The organism is Puniceicoccales bacterium, assembly GCA_031283585.1.
Taxonomy (GTDB): Bacteria; Verrucomicrobiota; Verrucomicrobiia; order Opitutales; family LL51; genus JAIRTH01.
Genome location: JAITBP010000007.1, coordinates 70462 through 88485, shown reverse-complemented (window position 1 = coordinate 88485; position 18024 = coordinate 70462). Strand labels below are relative to the sequence as shown.

Annotated in this window: 25 protein-coding genes; all 25 read right to left on the bottom strand. The window is 43.0% G+C overall.

Going from position 1 to position 18024, the window contains the following annotated elements; all coding sequences use genetic code 11:
• Positions 1-11: 11 nt before the first annotated feature.
• Positions 12-1520 (bottom strand): preprotein translocase subunit SecY, encoded by a 1509-nt coding sequence (gene secY / locus LBB20_02345; protein ID MDR2735658.1) that lies wholly within the window; start codon positions 1518-1520, stop codon positions 12-14.
• A gap of 14 nt (positions 1521-1534) precedes the next feature.
• Complete coding sequence (rplO, locus tag LBB20_02340) at positions 1535-1990, bottom strand: 50S ribosomal protein L15 (protein ID MDR2735657.1); 456 nt, start codon at positions 1988-1990, stop codon at positions 1535-1537.
• A 19-nt stretch (positions 1991-2009) separates the two neighbouring features.
• On the bottom strand, positions 2010-2585 hold the full coding sequence (gene rpsE / locus LBB20_02335) for a 30S ribosomal protein S5 (protein ID MDR2735656.1): 576 nt from the start codon (positions 2583-2585) through the stop codon (positions 2010-2012).
• Positions 2586-2591: 6 nt separating this feature from the next.
• On the bottom strand, positions 2592-2954 hold the full coding sequence (gene rplR / locus LBB20_02330) for a 50S ribosomal protein L18 (GenBank protein MDR2735655.1): 363 nt from the start codon (positions 2952-2954) through the stop codon (positions 2592-2594).
• 11 nt (positions 2955-2965) lie between these two features.
• Positions 2966-3505 carry a 50S ribosomal protein L6 gene (rplF, locus tag LBB20_02325; GenBank protein MDR2735654.1) on the bottom strand — a complete coding sequence of 180 codons (540 nt, stop codon included), beginning with the start codon at positions 3503-3505 and terminating at the stop codon, positions 2966-2968.
• Between the two features lie 11 nt (positions 3506-3516).
• Positions 3517-3906, bottom strand: coding sequence for a 30S ribosomal protein S8 (gene rpsH, locus LBB20_02320; GenBank protein ID MDR2735653.1), 390 nt, complete (start codon positions 3904-3906; stop codon positions 3517-3519).
• A 16-nt stretch (positions 3907-3922) separates the two neighbouring features.
• Positions 3923-4228 carry a 30S ribosomal protein S14 gene (rpsN, locus tag LBB20_02315; GenBank protein ID MDR2735652.1) on the bottom strand — a complete coding sequence of 102 codons (306 nt, stop codon included), beginning with the start codon at positions 4226-4228 and terminating at the stop codon, positions 3923-3925.
• 5 nt (positions 4229-4233) lie between these two features.
• Entirely contained in the window at positions 4234-4788 is a 555-nt protein-coding gene (gene rplE, locus LBB20_02310) for a 50S ribosomal protein L5 (protein ID MDR2735651.1), read from the bottom strand.
• A 37-nt stretch (positions 4789-4825) separates the two neighbouring features.
• Positions 4826-5083, bottom strand: coding sequence for a 50S ribosomal protein L24 (rplX, locus tag LBB20_02305; GenBank protein ID MDR2735650.1), 258 nt, complete (start codon positions 5081-5083; stop codon positions 4826-4828).
• Positions 5080-5445 carry a 50S ribosomal protein L14 gene (gene rplN, locus LBB20_02300; protein MDR2735649.1) on the bottom strand — a complete coding sequence of 122 codons (366 nt, stop codon included), beginning with the start codon at positions 5443-5445 and terminating at the stop codon, positions 5080-5082. The genes rplX and rplN overlap by 4 nt, the downstream gene beginning before the upstream one ends.
• A 36-nt stretch (positions 5446-5481) precedes the next feature.
• A complete protein-coding gene (rpsQ, locus tag LBB20_02295; protein ID MDR2735648.1) occupies positions 5482-5784 on the bottom strand; it encodes a 30S ribosomal protein S17 in 303 nt (100 codons plus the stop codon).
• Complete coding sequence (rpmC, locus tag LBB20_02290; protein MDR2735647.1) at positions 5778-5993, bottom strand: 50S ribosomal protein L29; 216 nt, start codon at positions 5991-5993, stop codon at positions 5778-5780. Before rpmC ends, rpsQ begins: the two co-directional genes overlap by 7 nt.
• Positions 5990-6421, bottom strand: a complete 432-nt coding sequence (rplP, locus tag LBB20_02285) for a 50S ribosomal protein L16 (protein ID MDR2735646.1) — start codon at positions 6419-6421, stop codon at positions 5990-5992. Before rplP ends, rpmC begins: the two co-directional genes overlap by 4 nt.
• A gap of 12 nt (positions 6422-6433) precedes the next feature.
• Complete coding sequence (gene rpsC, locus LBB20_02280; protein ID MDR2735645.1) at positions 6434-7066, bottom strand: 30S ribosomal protein S3; 633 nt, start codon at positions 7064-7066, stop codon at positions 6434-6436.
• A 2-nt stretch (positions 7067-7068) separates the two neighbouring features.
• Entirely contained in the window at positions 7069-7422 is a 354-nt protein-coding gene (rplV, locus tag LBB20_02275) for a 50S ribosomal protein L22 (protein MDR2735644.1), read from the bottom strand.
• 29 nt (positions 7423-7451) lie between these two features.
• Complete coding sequence (gene rpsS / locus LBB20_02270; protein ID MDR2735643.1) at positions 7452-7721, bottom strand: 30S ribosomal protein S19; 270 nt, start codon at positions 7719-7721, stop codon at positions 7452-7454.
• Positions 7722-7725: 4 nt separating this feature from the next.
• Positions 7726-8574, bottom strand: coding sequence for a 50S ribosomal protein L2 (gene rplB, locus LBB20_02265; protein MDR2735642.1), 849 nt, complete (start codon positions 8572-8574; stop codon positions 7726-7728).
• 18 nt (positions 8575-8592) lie between these two features.
• Positions 8593-8883 (bottom strand): 50S ribosomal protein L23, encoded by a 291-nt coding sequence (locus LBB20_02260; GenBank protein ID MDR2735641.1) that lies wholly within the window; start codon positions 8881-8883, stop codon positions 8593-8595.
• 6 nt (positions 8884-8889) lie between these two features.
• Positions 8890-9522 (bottom strand): 50S ribosomal protein L4, encoded by a 633-nt coding sequence (gene rplD / locus LBB20_02255; protein ID MDR2735640.1) that lies wholly within the window; start codon positions 9520-9522, stop codon positions 8890-8892.
• Between the two features lie 13 nt (positions 9523-9535).
• On the bottom strand, positions 9536-10189 hold the full coding sequence (gene rplC / locus LBB20_02250; GenBank protein MDR2735639.1) for a 50S ribosomal protein L3: 654 nt from the start codon (positions 10187-10189) through the stop codon (positions 9536-9538).
• Between the two features lie 95 nt (positions 10190-10284).
• On the bottom strand, positions 10285-10596 hold the full coding sequence (rpsJ, locus tag LBB20_02245; GenBank protein MDR2735638.1) for a 30S ribosomal protein S10: 312 nt from the start codon (positions 10594-10596) through the stop codon (positions 10285-10287).
• A 9-nt stretch (positions 10597-10605) separates the two neighbouring features.
• Positions 10606-12852 (bottom strand): elongation factor G, encoded by a 2247-nt coding sequence (gene fusA, locus LBB20_02240; protein MDR2735637.1) that lies wholly within the window; start codon positions 12850-12852, stop codon positions 10606-10608.
• Positions 12853-12871: 19 nt separating this feature from the next.
• Entirely contained in the window at positions 12872-13345 is a 474-nt protein-coding gene (rpsG, locus tag LBB20_02235; GenBank protein ID MDR2735636.1) for a 30S ribosomal protein S7, read from the bottom strand.
• 16 nt (positions 13346-13361) lie between these two features.
• Complete coding sequence (rpsL, locus tag LBB20_02230; GenBank protein MDR2735635.1) at positions 13362-13745, bottom strand: 30S ribosomal protein S12; 384 nt, start codon at positions 13743-13745, stop codon at positions 13362-13364.
• A gap of 109 nt (positions 13746-13854) precedes the next feature.
• Positions 13855-18006: a DNA-directed RNA polymerase subunit beta' gene (gene rpoC, locus LBB20_02225; GenBank protein MDR2735634.1), complete on the bottom strand. Its 4152-nt coding sequence runs from the start codon at positions 18004-18006 to the stop codon at positions 13855-13857.
• Positions 18007-18024 lie beyond the last annotated feature (18 nt).

Genomic DNA, 18024 nt, shown 5'->3' with positions numbered 1-18024 from the left:
ACATTGCGAACCTATCTCTTTCTTAGAAAGAATGATATGAGTCCAACAATCATCAGAATACCGACTGCAATCCAAAATTTTCTAGTCCTTCTAATGAACTCAATAACATCCCGAGATGTGCCCTGTTCACCGCCTGATGGCAGCGCTCTGGTCCTGATTTTCCCCTTGGCCCAAAATCCGTCATAGTTTCTTTCCAGCAAGTGCACCTCCATTTGTTTCATCGTCTCCAGTATGACTCCGACGGAGATCAATGTTCCGGTTCCTCCAAAAAACATGGCAATTTGATAGGGAACTCCAAACGAAAAATATACCAAATCCGGCAATAAAGCTATTACAGTCAAGAAGATAGCGCCGGCCAAAGTGAGCCGTGTCATTACAAAATCCAAAAACTCTGCCGTCGCAGCCCCTGGCCGAATTCCAAGAATATAGCCGTTATTTCTCTTCAAATCATCGGCGACCTGGGTAGGTTTAAACATGATGGAAACCCAGAAGTAGCTGAATACCAGTATTAATGTGCCATAGATCGTATAATAAACCTTGGAGCCGTGGGACAGGATGACTGACATTTTTTGAAAAAATGAAATACCTGTTGCGCCACCAATGTATGCAAGTACTTGCTGCGGAAACATTAATATCGTGCTAGCAAATATAACTGGCATGACACCGGCATAGTTGACTTTCAATGGCAACACCGACGCTTGGCCACCCATAACCTTCCTGCCAATGACCTGCTTCGCGTATTGTACTGGAATTTTTCTCACGGCCTGGGTAACAGCCACCATGCTGCTTACGACTATAAGAAGTAAAATCATCATCAGGCCCAATTGGGATGCTCCAAGAATGGATTTTTCCTCGCCAAGCGGTGTGCTAAGCATTCCACATAAACAATATATGGCCTTTGGCAGCGAAGACAGGATGCCTACGGTTATCAACACGGAAACACCATTACCTATGCCAAATTGCGTGATTCTTTCGCCAAACCAGGTCAAAATCATCGTACCGGCCGTCAAAAATATGGTGGATGTGACAAAAAACATTCCACGGTTCATCACAACTATGTCCCCGTATTTTTCTTTATCGAAGCCCATAAACAGCTTCTCTGGATAGTTTGCGAGAGCGAGTACCAACAGAATGCCCTGAATCAGACAAATCAACACGGTTAGATACCTGGTGTACTGGGCGATTCTCTGACGACCGCCATGTTCTCTTTGGATCCTTGCGAGGCTAGGTGTAACAGCCGTAAGGAGTTGTAATATTATGGACGCACTTATGTATGGCATTACGCCTAGGCCAAAAATAGCTCCTTTTAAAAAAGCACCGCCGGTAAACATGTCATAGAGCCCGACCAGTCCACCCGAAGAACTGTTTTGTTTTGTAAAAAAATCGCACAATGGCTTAGGATCTAAGCCTGGAAGTGGAATGCTAGCCCCGATCCTAGCGACAAAAATCATGGACAGAGTAAAAAATATCTTTTTTCTCAGTTCGGGAATTTTTATGCAATTTATAAATGCTAAAAACATGTAATAACGCCAATTTAATCTTCAATTTTTGCCCCGGAGGCCAGTTTGACCACGGATCCGCCGGCGTCCAATATTTTCTTTTCCGCTGCCGTCGAAAAAAAATCGGCCGTTACGGTGATTTTTCTGTCAAGTTCTCCGCTTCCAAGCACTTTTATGATCATATCACCTTTGTCCACAAGCCCATACTTTATCAGTGTGGATCTGTCAATCAAGTCTTCGGTTAGCCGGGCTAGGCTTGAAATATTTACAATAGCCACATCGGTTTTGAACAAAAAATTTTTGAAGCCACGTTTCGGTAACCTTCTATAGTAGGGGATTCCGCAACAGCAGGGCGCCGGCGAATAGCCAGACCTTGCCTTTCCGCCCTTATGGCCGCGGCCACTGGTTCCGCCTCTTCCGCTACTATCACCACGTCCTCGCCGGCGGTTATGATCGCTATTTCCAATTTTAACTAAATTATGTAATTTCATCACCAATTAACCCAATAAATTAACAGTCACAGTTTGCATTGCGTATGGCCATAACCTCTTCCTTTGTCCTGAGTTGCGAAAGCGCATCCAGGGTTGCTCTTACCATTGCAAATGGATTATTCGATCCCATTGACTTTGTGAGAATATCTGTTACGCCAAGGACTTCCAGAACAGCCCGAACGCCACCGCCGGCTATGATTCCGGTGCCAGGTGCGGCTGGACGCAGCAACACTCGACCTCCATCTGCAACACCGACAACTACATGTGGAACAGTGGAACTATGGATAGAGTAGGGTTTTATGTTTTTCTTAGCCTGCTCAATGGCTTTACGGACCGCATCCGGCGTTTCTTTTGCTTTGCCCAGACCAATACCCACGCGTCCGGCCTTGTCGCCCACCACTGCCAATGCGGAAAATCCAAACCTACGCCCGCCTTTAACAACTTTCGCGCAACGATTTATTCGCACAACCTTGTCCACAAATTGATTTTCGGGATCGCGCGGATCTTTAGTGGCTTCACCACTATCGCGCTTTCTTCTACCGCGAAAACCACTATTAGCACCGAAAAAACCAGAAAAATTTCTATCGCCATTCATAATATACTAAAAGCTTAACCCAGATGACCTTGCAGCATTTGCGAACGAGGCGACCACACCATGAAACTTTCTTATGCCACGATCGAACACCACCTGTTTAACTCCACAGGCCAGGGCATGTTTCCCAAATTCAAGGCCAAATTCGCCGGCGCCATCGACGTTTGGCTTGAGTTTTTTGTCCTTAAACTTGGAAGACAGTGTCGATAGTGCAGCAACCGTCGAACCCGTGTCATCGTTTATGCACTGAGCATAAACATGTTTAGCGCTGAAATAAACAGACAATCTAGGTCTTAACGTTGTGCCATGAATCCGTTGCCTAACTCTAAGTTTTTTTCTTTCCTGCGATTTCTTTTTATTTTTACAATTCATAAACAAATATCCTAGGACGCCTTTTTACCATCTTTTCTGCGAACATGTTCGCCCACAATTCTAACTCCTTTTCCCTTATAGGGTTCAACCGGATAAAAATGCTTTATATCAGCGGCAACCTGCCCGACCATATGTTTATCCGCGCCTTCGACCAAAATTTTCGTATTTTCCCTAATCACAATTTTTATTCCCTCTGGCACCTTGTAACGTATTGGATGCGAATATCCTAGGGATAAATCCAATTCATTGCCGGAGATAGCGGCTTTGAACCCAACTCCATTTATTTCGAGATTTTTCGAAAAACATTTCTGAACACCGATTATCATCGCATTTATAATAGACCTAACCGTACCGTGCATAGCCAATGAATGGGCATTATTGCTATCTTTGCATGTTACAGAAACAACTCCGGCAGAAGTACTTATAATAACCGACGAATCGAATTTTTTGCTGAGCTTTCCCTGGGGACCGGTCACATTAACCACATCACCATCAACGGTAACGGTAACAGCCGCTGGTATTTCTATTGGTAATTTTCCAATTCTACTCATAACATATTCACCTACCAAACCTTACATAACAGTTCACCACCTACATTCAGCCTGAATGCTTCACGATTTGACATTACCCCTTTGGATGTGCTGAGAATGGACATGCCCAAACCATTAATGACCGGTGGTATCGATTTCGCACCAAAATAAATCCTACACCCAGGTTTACTACAACGCATAAGTTCCACTATCGCAGGTTTATCCTTTACGTATTTAATGCAAACTTTCAACATTAAAACACCTTTTTCTGTATTAATTTTAAAACAATCCGCAATATAACCATTGGCCTTCAAAATAGCGGCGATGGACTCTCTCATTTTCGAAAATGGGAAAACACAACTCTCTTTGCCAGCGGCACTTGCATTTCTTATAGCGGTTAAAAAATCTCCTACGGTATCCATGAAATCACACCCTAAACTACCAAGAAGCCTTAACCAATCCAGGAATCAATCCGGCCAGAGCAAATTCTCTCAACTGAAGCCTCGACACACCGAATCTTCCATGAAATGCGCGAGGTCTACCGGTTATGCAGCACCTATTTCTAACGCGTACCGACGACGAATTCCTTGAAAGTTTGTTCAATTTACGCAACGTTTCAAAAAACACCGCATCCTCCACATTTTGATCGCGAAGTATTTTTTTGTATTCAGCTCTTTTCGCCGCAAATTTAGCCACGAGAGCTTTGCGCTTTTCATTTCTTTTTATCACCGAAATTTTTGCCATAGTTATTACACATTAATTTTTTTCTTGAAAGGCATCCCTAACATCCTTAGAAGATCGCGTCCTTCGTTATCGGTCTTCGCCGTAGTAATAAACGATATGTCCATTCCTACAATTTTTTTCTCTCGGTCAACACTAATCTCAGGAAATATGGTGTGATCAGTCACACCCACGGTGTAATTACCACGACCATCCATTTTACTCGAAACTCCTCTAAAATCCCTAACTATTGGCAGAGAAATACATGTGAACCTTAGAAAAAAATCGTACATGCTATCACCTCGTAATGTAACTTTCACTCCGTTCGGCATCCCTTTCCTCAGCTTGAAGTTAGAGATACTTTTCCTTGCGGCAATTAGCACAGGTTTTTGGCCGGTTATCAAACCTATATCTTTCGTAAGATCCTCAATGTAAGATTTATCACAACTTGAATTTATCGCAGAATTCACGACAATTTTTTCGAGCTTTGGAACATCATGACGATTACGATATCCGTGAACTTTTTCGAGTTCAGGAACAACCACTTTTAGATATAAATCCTTCAATGTAGATCTAATTTTCATAACCATAACTATTACTACCACAACAACATATCATCATTCATTTGACAGGCTTTGTCCGTTTTGAATCGTACCTAGATGCTAACATAACATTGGAATAGTGGATCGCCGATTCCATTTTAATTTCACCGCCTTCCGGGTTGGTCTGACTTTTTTTCACGAACTTCTTTCGTAATGCAACCCCTTCTATTGTAACTCGACACGAATCACGCAACACGCGAATCACGCGACCTCTTTCTCCTCTATTCGAACCGGAAATAACAACCACGTCATCACCTTTTTTTATAGAATATTTCATATTACCTCCGGAGATAGCGATATTATTTTCATAAAATTTTTCTGTCGCAGTTCACGAGCGATCGGACCAAAAATTCTCGTCCCCGACGGATTATTTTTATCATCTATCAATACACAGGCATTGCTGTCGAACCGAAGATAACTGCCATCTTCACGCCTTACGGGATAGGTTGTTCTGACTATAACTGCCTTAGCAACAGTACCTTTTTTCACAGATGCTTCAGGAATGCTATCTTTTATTGTGACAACTATAATGTCTCCTACCGAAGCAGTTCGCTTATTCTGACCAAGCCGCCGAATCATCATCGCCTTTTTAGCGCCGGTATTGTCCGCCACATCCAATATACTTTGTTGTTGCAACATATAATATAAAAACCTTTCTATTTTATTTACTTTACATCACAAAATGGGTGCTTTTTTTACTATTCCCACGAAACGCCAACGTTTTAATTTACTCAAAGGCCGCGTTTCCATTATTTCAATCTCGTCGCCAACGGAACACTCGTTATTTTGATCATGGACATGGACCAATGTCCTTCGCTTAATTTCCTTTTTATAAAGAGGATGTGGAACTTTATAAGAGTAGGCAACTTTGATGGTTTTGTCACCGCAACGTCCGGTCACAATACCTACCAACTTCTTTCGCGCATTTTTTCTACTTATACTATGACAACTCCCAGACATACTATACTCCTCTAACATGTTGGCATTTGACTGGACTTGCAAGACTTTTGTCTCAAAAAAGTCTTAATTTTTGCAATTTTTTTTCGCGTTTTTGTAATGAAGGCAGAATTTTCCAACTGAGAAGATGATTTTTTAAGCCGCAATTGAAACATCTCATCATGAGCTTCTGCCAATTTTTTACCGAGTTCTACCACGGAAAGCTCTCTATAATTAACATTATCAGTCATTTATAATCCTCCAAACTTTCGCGGATGATGAATCTACAATGGATAGGCAATTTGCAATCAGCTAACCTAAGTGCTTCCCGTGCTAACGTTACCGAAACACCAGCCAGCTCAAATAATATGGTTCCAGGTTTAACCGCCGAAGCCCAATATTCAACGGTACCTTTCCCTTTCCCCATGCGGGTTTCGGCCGGTTTTTTAGTTATTGGCTTGTGCGGAAAAATCCTGACCCACAACTTGCCTTTTCTTTTCAAATGACGAGATATGGAAACCCGTGCGGCTTCTATTTGAGCCGCCGTCATACTGCAACGTTCGAGGGCCTGAATGCCAAAATCTCCAAACGCCAAAAAATCGCCTCCTTTGGCACTTCCTCGATTTCTACCTTTTTGTACCTTCCTATACTTGGTCCTTGCTGGTGATAACTTGCTCATTTGCTATAACTTCTATACTTTCAATCCCTCATCACGACAGATCCAACATTTAATTCCTACTTTACCGTAAACCGTTCCGGCTTCAGAAAAACCGTAATCTATATTTTCCTTAAGTGTGTGCAATGGAACACGTCCGGCTCTTTGCGATTCGGTTCTTGCTATCTCTGCGCCGCCTAATCGTCCGGCACATTGAAGCCTAATTCCATGAGCACCTAGGCTGATTGCAGCCTGAATCGCTTTTTTCATTGCCCTTCGAAATGACACCCTTCGCTCTAGCTGAATTGCAATATTTTCCGTTACCAATTGGGCCACCAGATCAGGTTTCTTAATTTCTTGAATATCAACAATTACATCTTTCCCAGCCAGGGCCTTCAAATCATCGCACAGTCGATCAAGTTCCTGCCCTTTCCTTCCAATTACAATGCCAGGCCTCGGCGTAGATATTTTAACTCGCACACGATTTCCGGCCCGCTCTATGGTTATCTGTGAACAGGCCGCCGGTCCAAGTTTTTCCTTAAGAAATGATCTTATCCTGAAATCTTCATGTAATAAGGTCGGAAAATCCTTTTTGGTCGCATACCAATGCGAACTCCAATTCTTTCTGACACATAAACGCAAACCAATTGGATTAACCTTTTGTCCCATAGCTATTTAACATTATTACTGTTTTTTAAATTACCGATAAGAGTCACCTTTATATGACTTGTTCGTTTCCTTATTGAATGAGCTGAACCTCGAGACGCTGGAACAAATCTATGAAACATAATCCCTTGCTCAGCAACAGCATCCTTGACATAAAGTGAATCAGAATCAACGTTTTTACAATTCGCATTGGCAATCGCGCTGGCGAGGGTCTTTGCCACAAGACCGGCGGACTTTTTATTCACAAGCCTAAGCAGCTGCAACGCCCTTTCGGCGTGCATCCCTACCACAGAACGAGCAACCATATGCACCTTCTTCGGCGACATTCTTGCATATTTTGTTACAGATTTTATTTCCATGTCAAACCAATTAACTATTTTATTTTACTTTATTTTTGAGTATGTGGATTATGTGTTTTAAATGTACGAGTAAAGGAGAACTCGCCAAGTTTATGACCGACCATATTTTCTGTCACATGAACATCGGTAAAAATTTTGCCATTGTGAACTTGAAAATTAAGACCAACAAAATCGGGCGTAATGGTAGACCGCCGGGACCAGGTTTTAATCGGCTTTCTGTTATCTGAACTAACCGCAAGATCAACCAGATCTAACAAACTTGGTTCGACATAAAAACCTTTTTTAGAAGAACGTGCCATAAAATTAACCTTTTTTCACCTTTCTACCATTACGCCGAACGATAATCATAGCATTGGTCGGCTTCGATTTTTTCCTCGTCGGCAACCCTTTTGCCAATTGAGCCCAGGGTGAAGTTGGATGCCGTCCACCGGATGAACGACCTTCACCGCCTCCCATCGGATGATCGACGGGATTCATCGCAACTCCGCGAACCCTTGGCCTACGTCCAAGCCAACGATTCCTTCCAGCCTTGCCTAAAGATTGCTTAAGATGCTCATTATTACCAACTTCGCCTATGGTTGCTCGACATTTTGGGTTCAACAATCGAATTTCTCCACTTGGCATTTTTATTGTCGCAAATTTACCATCCAAAGCAACGAGTGTGGCACAAACACCTGCGCCCCGGGCCAAAGCCGCTCCACAACCCGGATGTAACTCAATACAATGAATCGGAATGCCAAGCGGCATCATATTCAATGGCAATGAGATACCAACACTAAAATTATCCGTGGGTGAATTCAAACTGACCACCGTGCTTCCAACGCCTAACTCGCGCGGACATAAAATATAGCGTTTTTCACCATCACGATAAGCAACTAAAGCAATATCAGCCGACCGATTTGGGTCATACTCTACACGAGAAATTGTCCCCGGCACATTAAACTTATCTCTTTTAAAATCAATGACTCTGTAAAGTTTTTTATGTCCACCACCTTTACGCCGAGAAGTTATTCTTCCGTAACAATTTCTGCCACTGCCGCGAATTTTACTCCTAACAAGACTACGCTCAGGGTCATTTTTGTGCAACCTACGCCTACTTAAAGACAAAAATCTTTGACCTGGTGTCACCGGATTATGCTGAATAATACTCATTTATCAAAAATTTTAAAATCAAACAATTTCTATTTTTTGGTCCTTTCTAATACCAACCACCGCCAGTTTCCTGCAACTGGTTCTGCCATAACGACCTCGCTGTGATTTATCACGTTTCAATTTGCCAGCTCGAACAATCATATTGACACTAATCACCTCTACACCAAAGGCTTGCTCCACAGCATCACTCACAAGCTTCTTGGTAGCATTTTGATGAACTTCGAAAGTATACTTATTTAACGCCGCAGATATGGCCGTAAATTTTTCTGTGTAATAAATCCGGGTTAAAATTTTATCTACAAAAACCATAATTACCTACATTCCTATCCTATTTATTAACACATCGAAAGCCGCTTCTGAAACCAGATAACGATCATATCGTATTAGATCTAAGGCATTTACGGAAGCTGCATCCACGGTATATATTCGACTACAATTACGTGCCGCAAGAACGAATTCATTACTAAATTTCGTATCTATGACAAGAATTTTTTCCTGTTCCGAAGGATAGATTTTGTTCATAAATCCAACCAATGATTTGGACTTCACACCTAGTTTCGGAAGTGCTTCTATTGCATACAGTTCAGATGATAATATGTCATCATACATCGCACGACCCAGTGCCAATCTTTTTACCTTTTTATTTATTTTTCCATAATAGCTGCGCGGATGAGGTCCAAACACCACGCCACCGCCACTCCACAGGGGACTTCTAATCGAACCATGCCTGGCATTACCGGTACCTTTTTGCCTGTAAGGCTTTTTGCCACTGCCACTTACATCTGAATGTGTTTTGGTCGAAGCATTACCTTGCCTCAGATTTGACAATAACACATCCACCACAAACTTCACCGCTTTGGCACCACGTCCGCTATCAAATGATGCCAATACAGACACTTCCTTTTCATTGGACAATTCACCCGAAGAATTATAAATTCTCAATTTCATATCAATAACGCCCTCAACTTTTTCCGACACATTTTGCCTTTTGTGCCTTGCGTAGAGTGATCAACCCACCATTGGGTCCCGGAACACCGCCTTTTAATACAATAATACCACGATCTTGATGTAAATCAACGACTTCTAGGTTTTGAATTGTTACTCTATCACAGCCGGTATGCCCAGGCATCTTCCGCCCTTTGTACACATGACCGGGCCATTGCCGTTGACCATAGGACCCACCGCGTCTGTGAAACATGGATCCATGAGATGCTGGTCCTCCGGCAAACCCATACCGTTTCATAACTCCTTGAAAGCCACGGCCTTTCGAAGTTCCTATGACATCAATTTTTTCACCCTTGGAAAAAATCGACAAATCTATTATATCACCGGCCTTATAGACTGAATCACCATCGGTTCTGAATTCGCAAATATCGGCGCCGACCTTTAAATTATTTTTGGCAAAATGCCCAGCCAATGGTTTTTTGATTCTCGACGATTTTTTTTGCCCAAAAGCAATCTGTACGCCACAATATCCATCGACTGCTTCGGTTTTTACCTGACTTACAAAACATGGCCCAGTTTGAATAACCGTTACCGGCACAAGCTCACCGGATTCGATGAACACCTGGGTCATTCCAATCTTTTTGCCTAAAATTAATGTCCTATCTTTCATTGTTCTAAGCGGTAAGCAACAACTTACATTAGTTTTCAACACACTTCTTTTAACAAATATCAAATTGTCAAGAAAATAAAAACACTGCCTTCATTCTACGCATTTATACTTATTTCAACACCCGCCGGCAGATTCAATTTTTTTAACGATTCTATCGTATCAACTGTCGGATCGTGAATTTCAATCATCCTATCATGGGTACGTAACTCATACTGGTCCATCGATTTTTTATCCTTATGAGGGCTTCTATTAACCGTAAATATTTCCTTTTTATTAGGTAACGGAAGGGGCCCAACAACTTTTACACCGGATCGCTTGGCAGTGTCAGCAATACCAGCTGACGACTTATCAATCAATCCACTATCAAAACTTTTCAATCTAATTCTAATTTTATTTTTATAAGTCATAAAATCTCCTCAGGCACGTGCCACTGCACGCACGGAATTTTCAACTATCTGTTGAAGCGAATTTGCAGGAACCTGTTCGAAATGGGATGGCGTCATCGAATAACTTGCACGGCCTTTAGTTATAGAACGAACATCGGTTGCATAGCCAAACATGGTCTCCAGCGGAACAAAGGCTATCACATTCGCAAACGATCCATTCAACTCAGTGCTCTGAATCTGACCACGACGCCGATTTATATCACCAATTATATCGCCTTGATACTCATTTGGAGTCGATATTTCAACTTTCATTATCGGTTCAAGCAATATCGGCAATGCTTTTCTCATTGCTTCTTTAAAAGCAAAAATTCCAGCCATTCTAAATGCCATTTCAGAAGAATCAACTTCGTGAAAACTACCATCTATTATCCTTGCCCTAAAATCTATCACCGGATACCCAGCTACCACCCCATTTCTAGCTCCTTCCATTATGCCATCCTGGGTTGGTTTTATATATTCTTTTGGAATGACGCCACCAACTATTTCATTGATAACTTCAATGCCTTCACCTCTCGTACTCGGTTCAATTTTTACAATCGCATGGCCATATTGACCACGACCACCGGATTGCCTTATAAATTTTCCTTCACCAACGGCCTCGGCAATAATCGTTTCCTTGTACGCAATTTGAGGCTTACCAGAATTCACATGAACACCGAATTCCCTCGACAACCTATCCAATATTATCTCTAAGTGTAACTCGCCCATGCCTGCTATGATCGTCTGCCCGGTTTCAATATTTGTGGAAACCTTGAAAGTTGGATCTTCCTCGGACAAACTTTGCAGCGCTGAAGATAATTTTTCTCGGTCATCTTTCGCCTTCGGTTCAATGGACATACTTATAACTGGCTCGGGAAATGTGGGTGGCTCCAGAATAATTTCAGATTCCCGAATGCATAGAGTATCGCCGGTCACTATGTCCCTGATTCCTACGATAGCACAAATATCGCCCGAGTAGGCAACGGCTATGTCTTCCCGGGAATCGGCTTTCATCACCATCAACCGACTAATTCTTTCGGTTTTCCTAGTCCGTGGATTATAAACACTGCTGCCTTTTTTGAGCTGACCTGAATAAACTCGACAAAAAACCAATTTTCCCACATAGGGGTCCGACATCAATTTAAAAGCCAATACAGCGATGTTTGCACTATCATTGGGAACAATTTCGGTTTTTACAGCGATGTTTGCACTATCATTGGAAACAATTTCGGTCTTTACAGCGATGTTTGTACTATCATTGGGAACAATTTCGGTCTTCTCACAATCATCATCTTTGAACGCCTTCATCGGTGGCAGATCCAGAGGAGATGGCAAATACTCAACCACCGAATCAAGAAGGAATTGTACGCCTTTTTTCTTAAATGAACTCCCTGGTATTACACCTATGAAATTCATCGATAGAGTAGCTTTTCTTACGGCAGCGCGAATCTCGTCAACGGATAACTCTTTGCCGTCCAAATACTTCTCTGCAAGATCATCATCGTAATCAGCCACGGCCTCGATCAATGCCTCTCGATGTTTCCTAGCTTCAGCCAAATACTCAGCCGGTATATCGATCGTATCATACTTTGTTCCAAGCTCATCTGTTTCATCATACAAATAGGCTTTCATCTTTATAAGATCTATGAGACCACAAAAACTGTCTTCTTCACCAAGATTCAGATACAACGGGTAGGCGTTGCCTCCAAGTTTTTCCCTTATATCATCGATTGCACCGAGGAAATCCGCCCCGGTTCGATCCATTTTGTTTATAAACGCTATTCTCGGAACCTTGTACTTATCCATTTGACGCCAAACGGTTTCTGATTGCGGTTGAACACCAGCAACGGCACAAAACACTGCCACCGCTCCATCAAGAACCCTAAGGGATCTTTCGACTTCAGCTGTGAAATCCACATGACCAGGTGTGTCGATGATGTTTATTTTGTGTTTTATCCCAGAAAAATTACCGTCATTTGTTTTCCATGAACAACTTATTGCCGCCGATGTTATTGTTATTCCACGCTCTCTTTCTTGCTCCATCCAATCGGTGACCGCGGTGCCATCGTGAACTTCGCCCATTTTGTGGACCACCCCGGTATAATATAATATCCTTTCGGTGGTAGTGGTTTTGCCAGCGTCTATGTGAGCAGCTATGCCGATATTCCGCGTATACTCCAATGGTGTATCCCGGTCCGGGGAATTTACCGATGAAATTTTCTTGTTAGCGATATACATAACATAAAAACATTAGCTTTTACCAAACCAAGTGGGCAAAGGCCCGATTTGCCTGGGCCATTTTATGCATCTCGGTTTTCTTTTTAACCACAGCACCAGTATTATTATATGCATCAACTATTTCCTGCCCAAGGGCATTGCGCATACATTGACCTTTTCTGTCCTTCGCCATCTGAACCATCCATCTAAATACCAAACTTTGCTGCCGAACGTAGGGAACTTCTATCGGAACCTGATAGGTGGCTCCACCAACTCGACGACTTTTTACCTCCAACTTTGGTCTGGCATTTTCTATGGCACCCATCAATAATTCTATCGGGTCGCCTTTGCTAAGTTGTTCACTGGCATACTCTATTGCACCATACACAATGGAACAGGCCAACGATTTTTTACCGCGCTCCATCACTATATTGACCAGCTGCCCAATCAACTGACTGCCGAATCTAGGATCTTTTGCCAATTCTCGCTTCTCTGCTCTTCTCCGCCGTGACATATCTGCTCAATCCTCTTTATTTTTTACTAGCCTTCGGTCGCTTTACTCCATATTTGGATCTGCTGCGACGACGTTTCTCAACTCCCGTACAATCAAGAGTTCCTCTAACAATATGATACCTAACGCCGGGAAGATCCTTAACCCGACCACCACGAACAAGAACCACACTGTGTTCCTGTAAACTATGCCCCTCATCAGGAATATAGGCAATCACTTCCATCCGGTTGGTCAAGCGAACCTTAGCAACTTTTCGTATGGCCGAGTTCGGTTTTTTGGGTGTCCGCGTCATGACCTGAATACAAACTCCTCGACGAAACGGATTACTCCTCAATGCCGGCGCTTTGGACTTCACCAAATTGCTAACCCTAGGTCTGCTTATTAACTGATTAATTGTAGGCATCAAAATATTAATTTATTATTTTATTTTAAAACAAATCTGTTTAAAAGTAGAACCAAAAATTTTCGCGAAATCAAGCATTTATTTATGAAAATTACATAATTAAATAAAATTACCCATGGCTTTCGGTCAATGCCTCGGTCACATTGGATACATGATCGTAGTCTTTCATATTGGACTGACTGTTATCTAAGTAATTTATCTTCAACTTCCTATATTTTGGTAATCCTGTGCCGGCCGGGATTAAATGGCCCATTATGACATTTTCCTTAAACCCTTTCAGCTCATCGATTTTACATAGAGTGGCGGCGTCGGTCAAAACCCTTGTGGTTTCCTGGAATGATGCGGCCGAAATGAAGCTTTCGGTTTCCAAAGAAGCTTTCGTTACACCTAGCAAAACCGGATCGGCTTCGGCGGGTTTACCACCGGCCTCGATTATTTCGTTATTCCGTTCCATAAACTCATCTTTATCAATCTGTTCGCCCCAGAAAAAGTCAGAATCTCCTGGATTTGTAATTCGAACCTTTCTTAGCATCCTCGCGATGATGAGTTCCACATGCTTATCGTTGATTGTAACTCCTTGCATCCTATAGACTTTTTGAATTTCAGCGATCAGATATTCCTGGACGCTGGAAACTCCAAGAATCTCAAGTACCTCGTGAGGATCGGCCGATCCTCCGGTGAGATACTGACCTCGACTAACAAAATCTCCTTCATGGACAATGATTTGCGTTCCATGAGGAATTAGATGTTCTTCTCTTCTGCCGGCTTCGGCGTCGGTGATCCAGATCCTCTTTTTATTTCTAACGGTACCTCCAAATGACACAATGCCGTCTATTTTGGCCATCTCAGCGGCTTCCTTAGGTCTCCGTGCCTCAAATAGTTCTGCCACCCGCGGCAATCCGCCGGTGATGTCATGGGTCTTTGAGGCAGATCTCGGCGTTTTGGCCAATAGAGCACCGGCCGAAATCATATTCTCATCATCCACAATAACTTGAGCTCCAGTCGGAATCGCGTAGGAAGCAATTACTTTTGGCGACTCAACGCCGTTGTCCAGATCATCCAAAACATCGATGACAGGATTAAGATCTTCTTTATGCTCAATGACAATCGTCGTTATTTTGCCACTGATTTCATCTATATCTCGGCGTATTGTAACCCCTTGAATCATATCACGAAACCGAATCCTACCTGAACATTCGGACATGATTGGAACATTGTGCGGATCCCACACGGCCAGCAGTTGACCTTTTTTTACATGAGTCCCATCGCCAACGGTTAAAACGGCTCCATGAACTATGCTATATTTTTCGATTTCGTGGCCATCTTTGCTCTGTAAAGATAGATAGCCAGACTTGTTTAGGACGATGCTTGCCCCGTCGGCGGTTTTCACCAACCTGGCATCGATATATTTTACAATACCATCATCGTGAGCTCTAAGTTCCGATGCCTTAAGCATTTGCCTCGCAACACCGCCCACGTGAAATGTCTGCATCGTAAGTTGGGTACCCGGTTCACCGATCGACTGGGCAGCGATTATGCCCACCGCCGAACCACATTTTACCATGCTATTCGTCGCCGGATCTATGCCGTAGGAGAGGGCTGAAATGCCATTTCTTCGCATGCTTGTCAACGGCGATAAAACCTTAACTCGTTCTATCCCACAGTCATCAATTATCTTGGCCACGTCGGCTGTAATCAATCCGGTGGAGTGAATTATTATCTCATCGGGATTAAGTGGATTGTGAATATCATCGGCGGAACATCGGCCAACTATGCGTTCCTTAAGGCTTACAACCTCGTCTTCGCCGTCCAAAATCGCCTGTTTCCATACGCCATGACGAATGTCATCATCGTAGCAACTGATTATGCAATCCATGGCCACATCACATAACTTACGGGTAAGATACCCAGCATCGGCGGTTTTTAACGCTGTATCAGCCAATCCCTTACGTGCTCCATGCGTTGAAATGAAGTACTCTAACACCGAAAGCCCCTCTCGAAAAGAGGATAGAATTGGCTGCTCTATAATCTCACCGGACGGTTTGGCCATGAGTCCGCGCATGCCACATAACTGTCTGACCTGCTGTCTGTTACCTCTCGCGCCCGAGTCCATCATCAGGTAGATTGGATTTATAAAATCTTTACCATCATTTTCCTGCAAACTTTTAAAAACCATATTCGAGATTTCATCGGTGGTGCTGGTCCAAATGTCGATTATCTTGTTCGACCTTTCGCCAACGGTGATGATTCCTTTTCTAAATTGGCTATCTACTTCTGCTACCTTAGCCCTTGCATTTGAGATAGTTAAAGCCTTTTTATCCGGAACAATCATGTCATCGATGCCGATGGATAAACCGGCTTGCATGGCGCTTAAAAATCCCAATGTTTTCAATCGGTCCAGCATGATAATGGCTTCTTTTTGTCCGGCAACTTTATAGGTTGCCGCTATCAGATCTCCGAGCATACCTTTTCCGACAGAAGTATTTACGAAACCAAGATTTTTCTGAAAAATGCTATTAAACAAAACCCTTCCCACCGTTGTTCTGATTATTTTTTTCTTTGGATCCCCATAGCGCGTAGCACGATTATAATCCGGGTTCGGTATGTCAACCCAGTCGTGGACGGCCATACTGCCATCCAACCTGACTAATAAGACCTCTTCATAGCAACCAAATAATGGAACCCTTTTATTTTCAGGAAGTTTAGGTTCATAGGTCAGATAATACACACCGAGGATTATGTCCTGGGATGGTGTTAAAATCGGCTTGCCACTGGACGGAGAAAACATGTTATTTGGTGCCATCATGAGCAACTTACATTCCAGAATTGCTTCGATGGACAGCGGCACATGCACGGCCATCTGATCTCCGTCGAAATCCGCATTAAATGGCGCACATACCAATGGATGGAGTCTAATCGCTTCACCTTCAATGAGTATTGGTTCAAAAGCCTGAATTGACAGTCGATGTAGAGTAGGGGCTCGGTTCAGCAATATCGGATGACCTCGAGTCACTTCTTCCAAAATATCCCACACCTCAGGAGACTGTTTTTCTATCATTTTCCTAGCACTTCGCACCGTATGGACGAATCCGAATTCTTTTAAACGCCTGATTATGAACGGTTCAAATAGCACCAGCGCCATTTTTTTCGGTAACCCACATTGATGGAGTTTTAGTTCAGGCCCGATGACGATCACCGATCGACCACTGTAGTCAACTCGTTTCCCAAGTAGATTTTGTCTAAAGCGCCCTTGCTTACCTTTAAGCATGTCACTCAACGACTTAAGCGGACGATTGCCGGCGCCCAAAACCGCCTTACCATGACGACCGTTGTCCAAAAGAGCATCGACGGCTTCCTGCAACATCCGCATCTCATTATGAACAATCACATCGGGAGTTTTTAATTGCAGTAAGCTCTTCAGCCTGTTGTTTCTATTTATTACCCGCCGATACAGATCATTCAAATCACTGGTTGCAAATCGACCACCATCCAGTGGCACCAGCGGCCGCAGATCCGGCGGCAATATTGGCAACGCCTCTAAAATCATCCATTCCGGCCGGGAACCGGATTTGGAGAAACCAGTTATGAGTTTTAACCTCTTGGCAAGTCTTTTTTTCAATTGCTTTGAATTTGTGTTGTACATTTCCTCCTGAATGTTGCAGATCGTATCGTCCAGATCCATTCCGGAGAGAATTTCTCTCAAAGCAATGGCGCCCATCTTCGCGACGAACGCATCATCACCATACTCGGCACACAGCTCACCATATTCCTGTTCATTGATTAACTGCTTCCTTTTCAACGGCGTAAGACCCGGATCGATGATCATGTAATTTTCATAATATATGACTTTTTCCAACTCTCGAGCCGTCATATCTAGAAATAGACTGAGCCTGCTGGGTAAACTTTTTAAAAACCATATGTGTGAGACTGGAATTGCAAGTTCTATGTGTCCCATTCTCTCACGTCTTGTTCTTGAAGCCGTTACTTCAACGCCACATCTGTCACAAATCGTGCCCTTGTATTTTATCCTTTTATATTTACCACAGGCACACTCATAGTCGCGAATCGGGCCAAATATTCTTTGACAAAACAATCCACCGGGTTCCGGCTTAAATGTTCTGTAATTTATTGTCTCTGGGTTTCTTACCTCGCCTCGGGACCAGGAACGAATGGCATCCGGCGAAGCAATCGAAATCGCAACACTGTCGAAATTATCACTGGTTTCAAACCCTAGGAACTCTCTTATATCCTGATTACTCATCAAAAAATATTTACAATT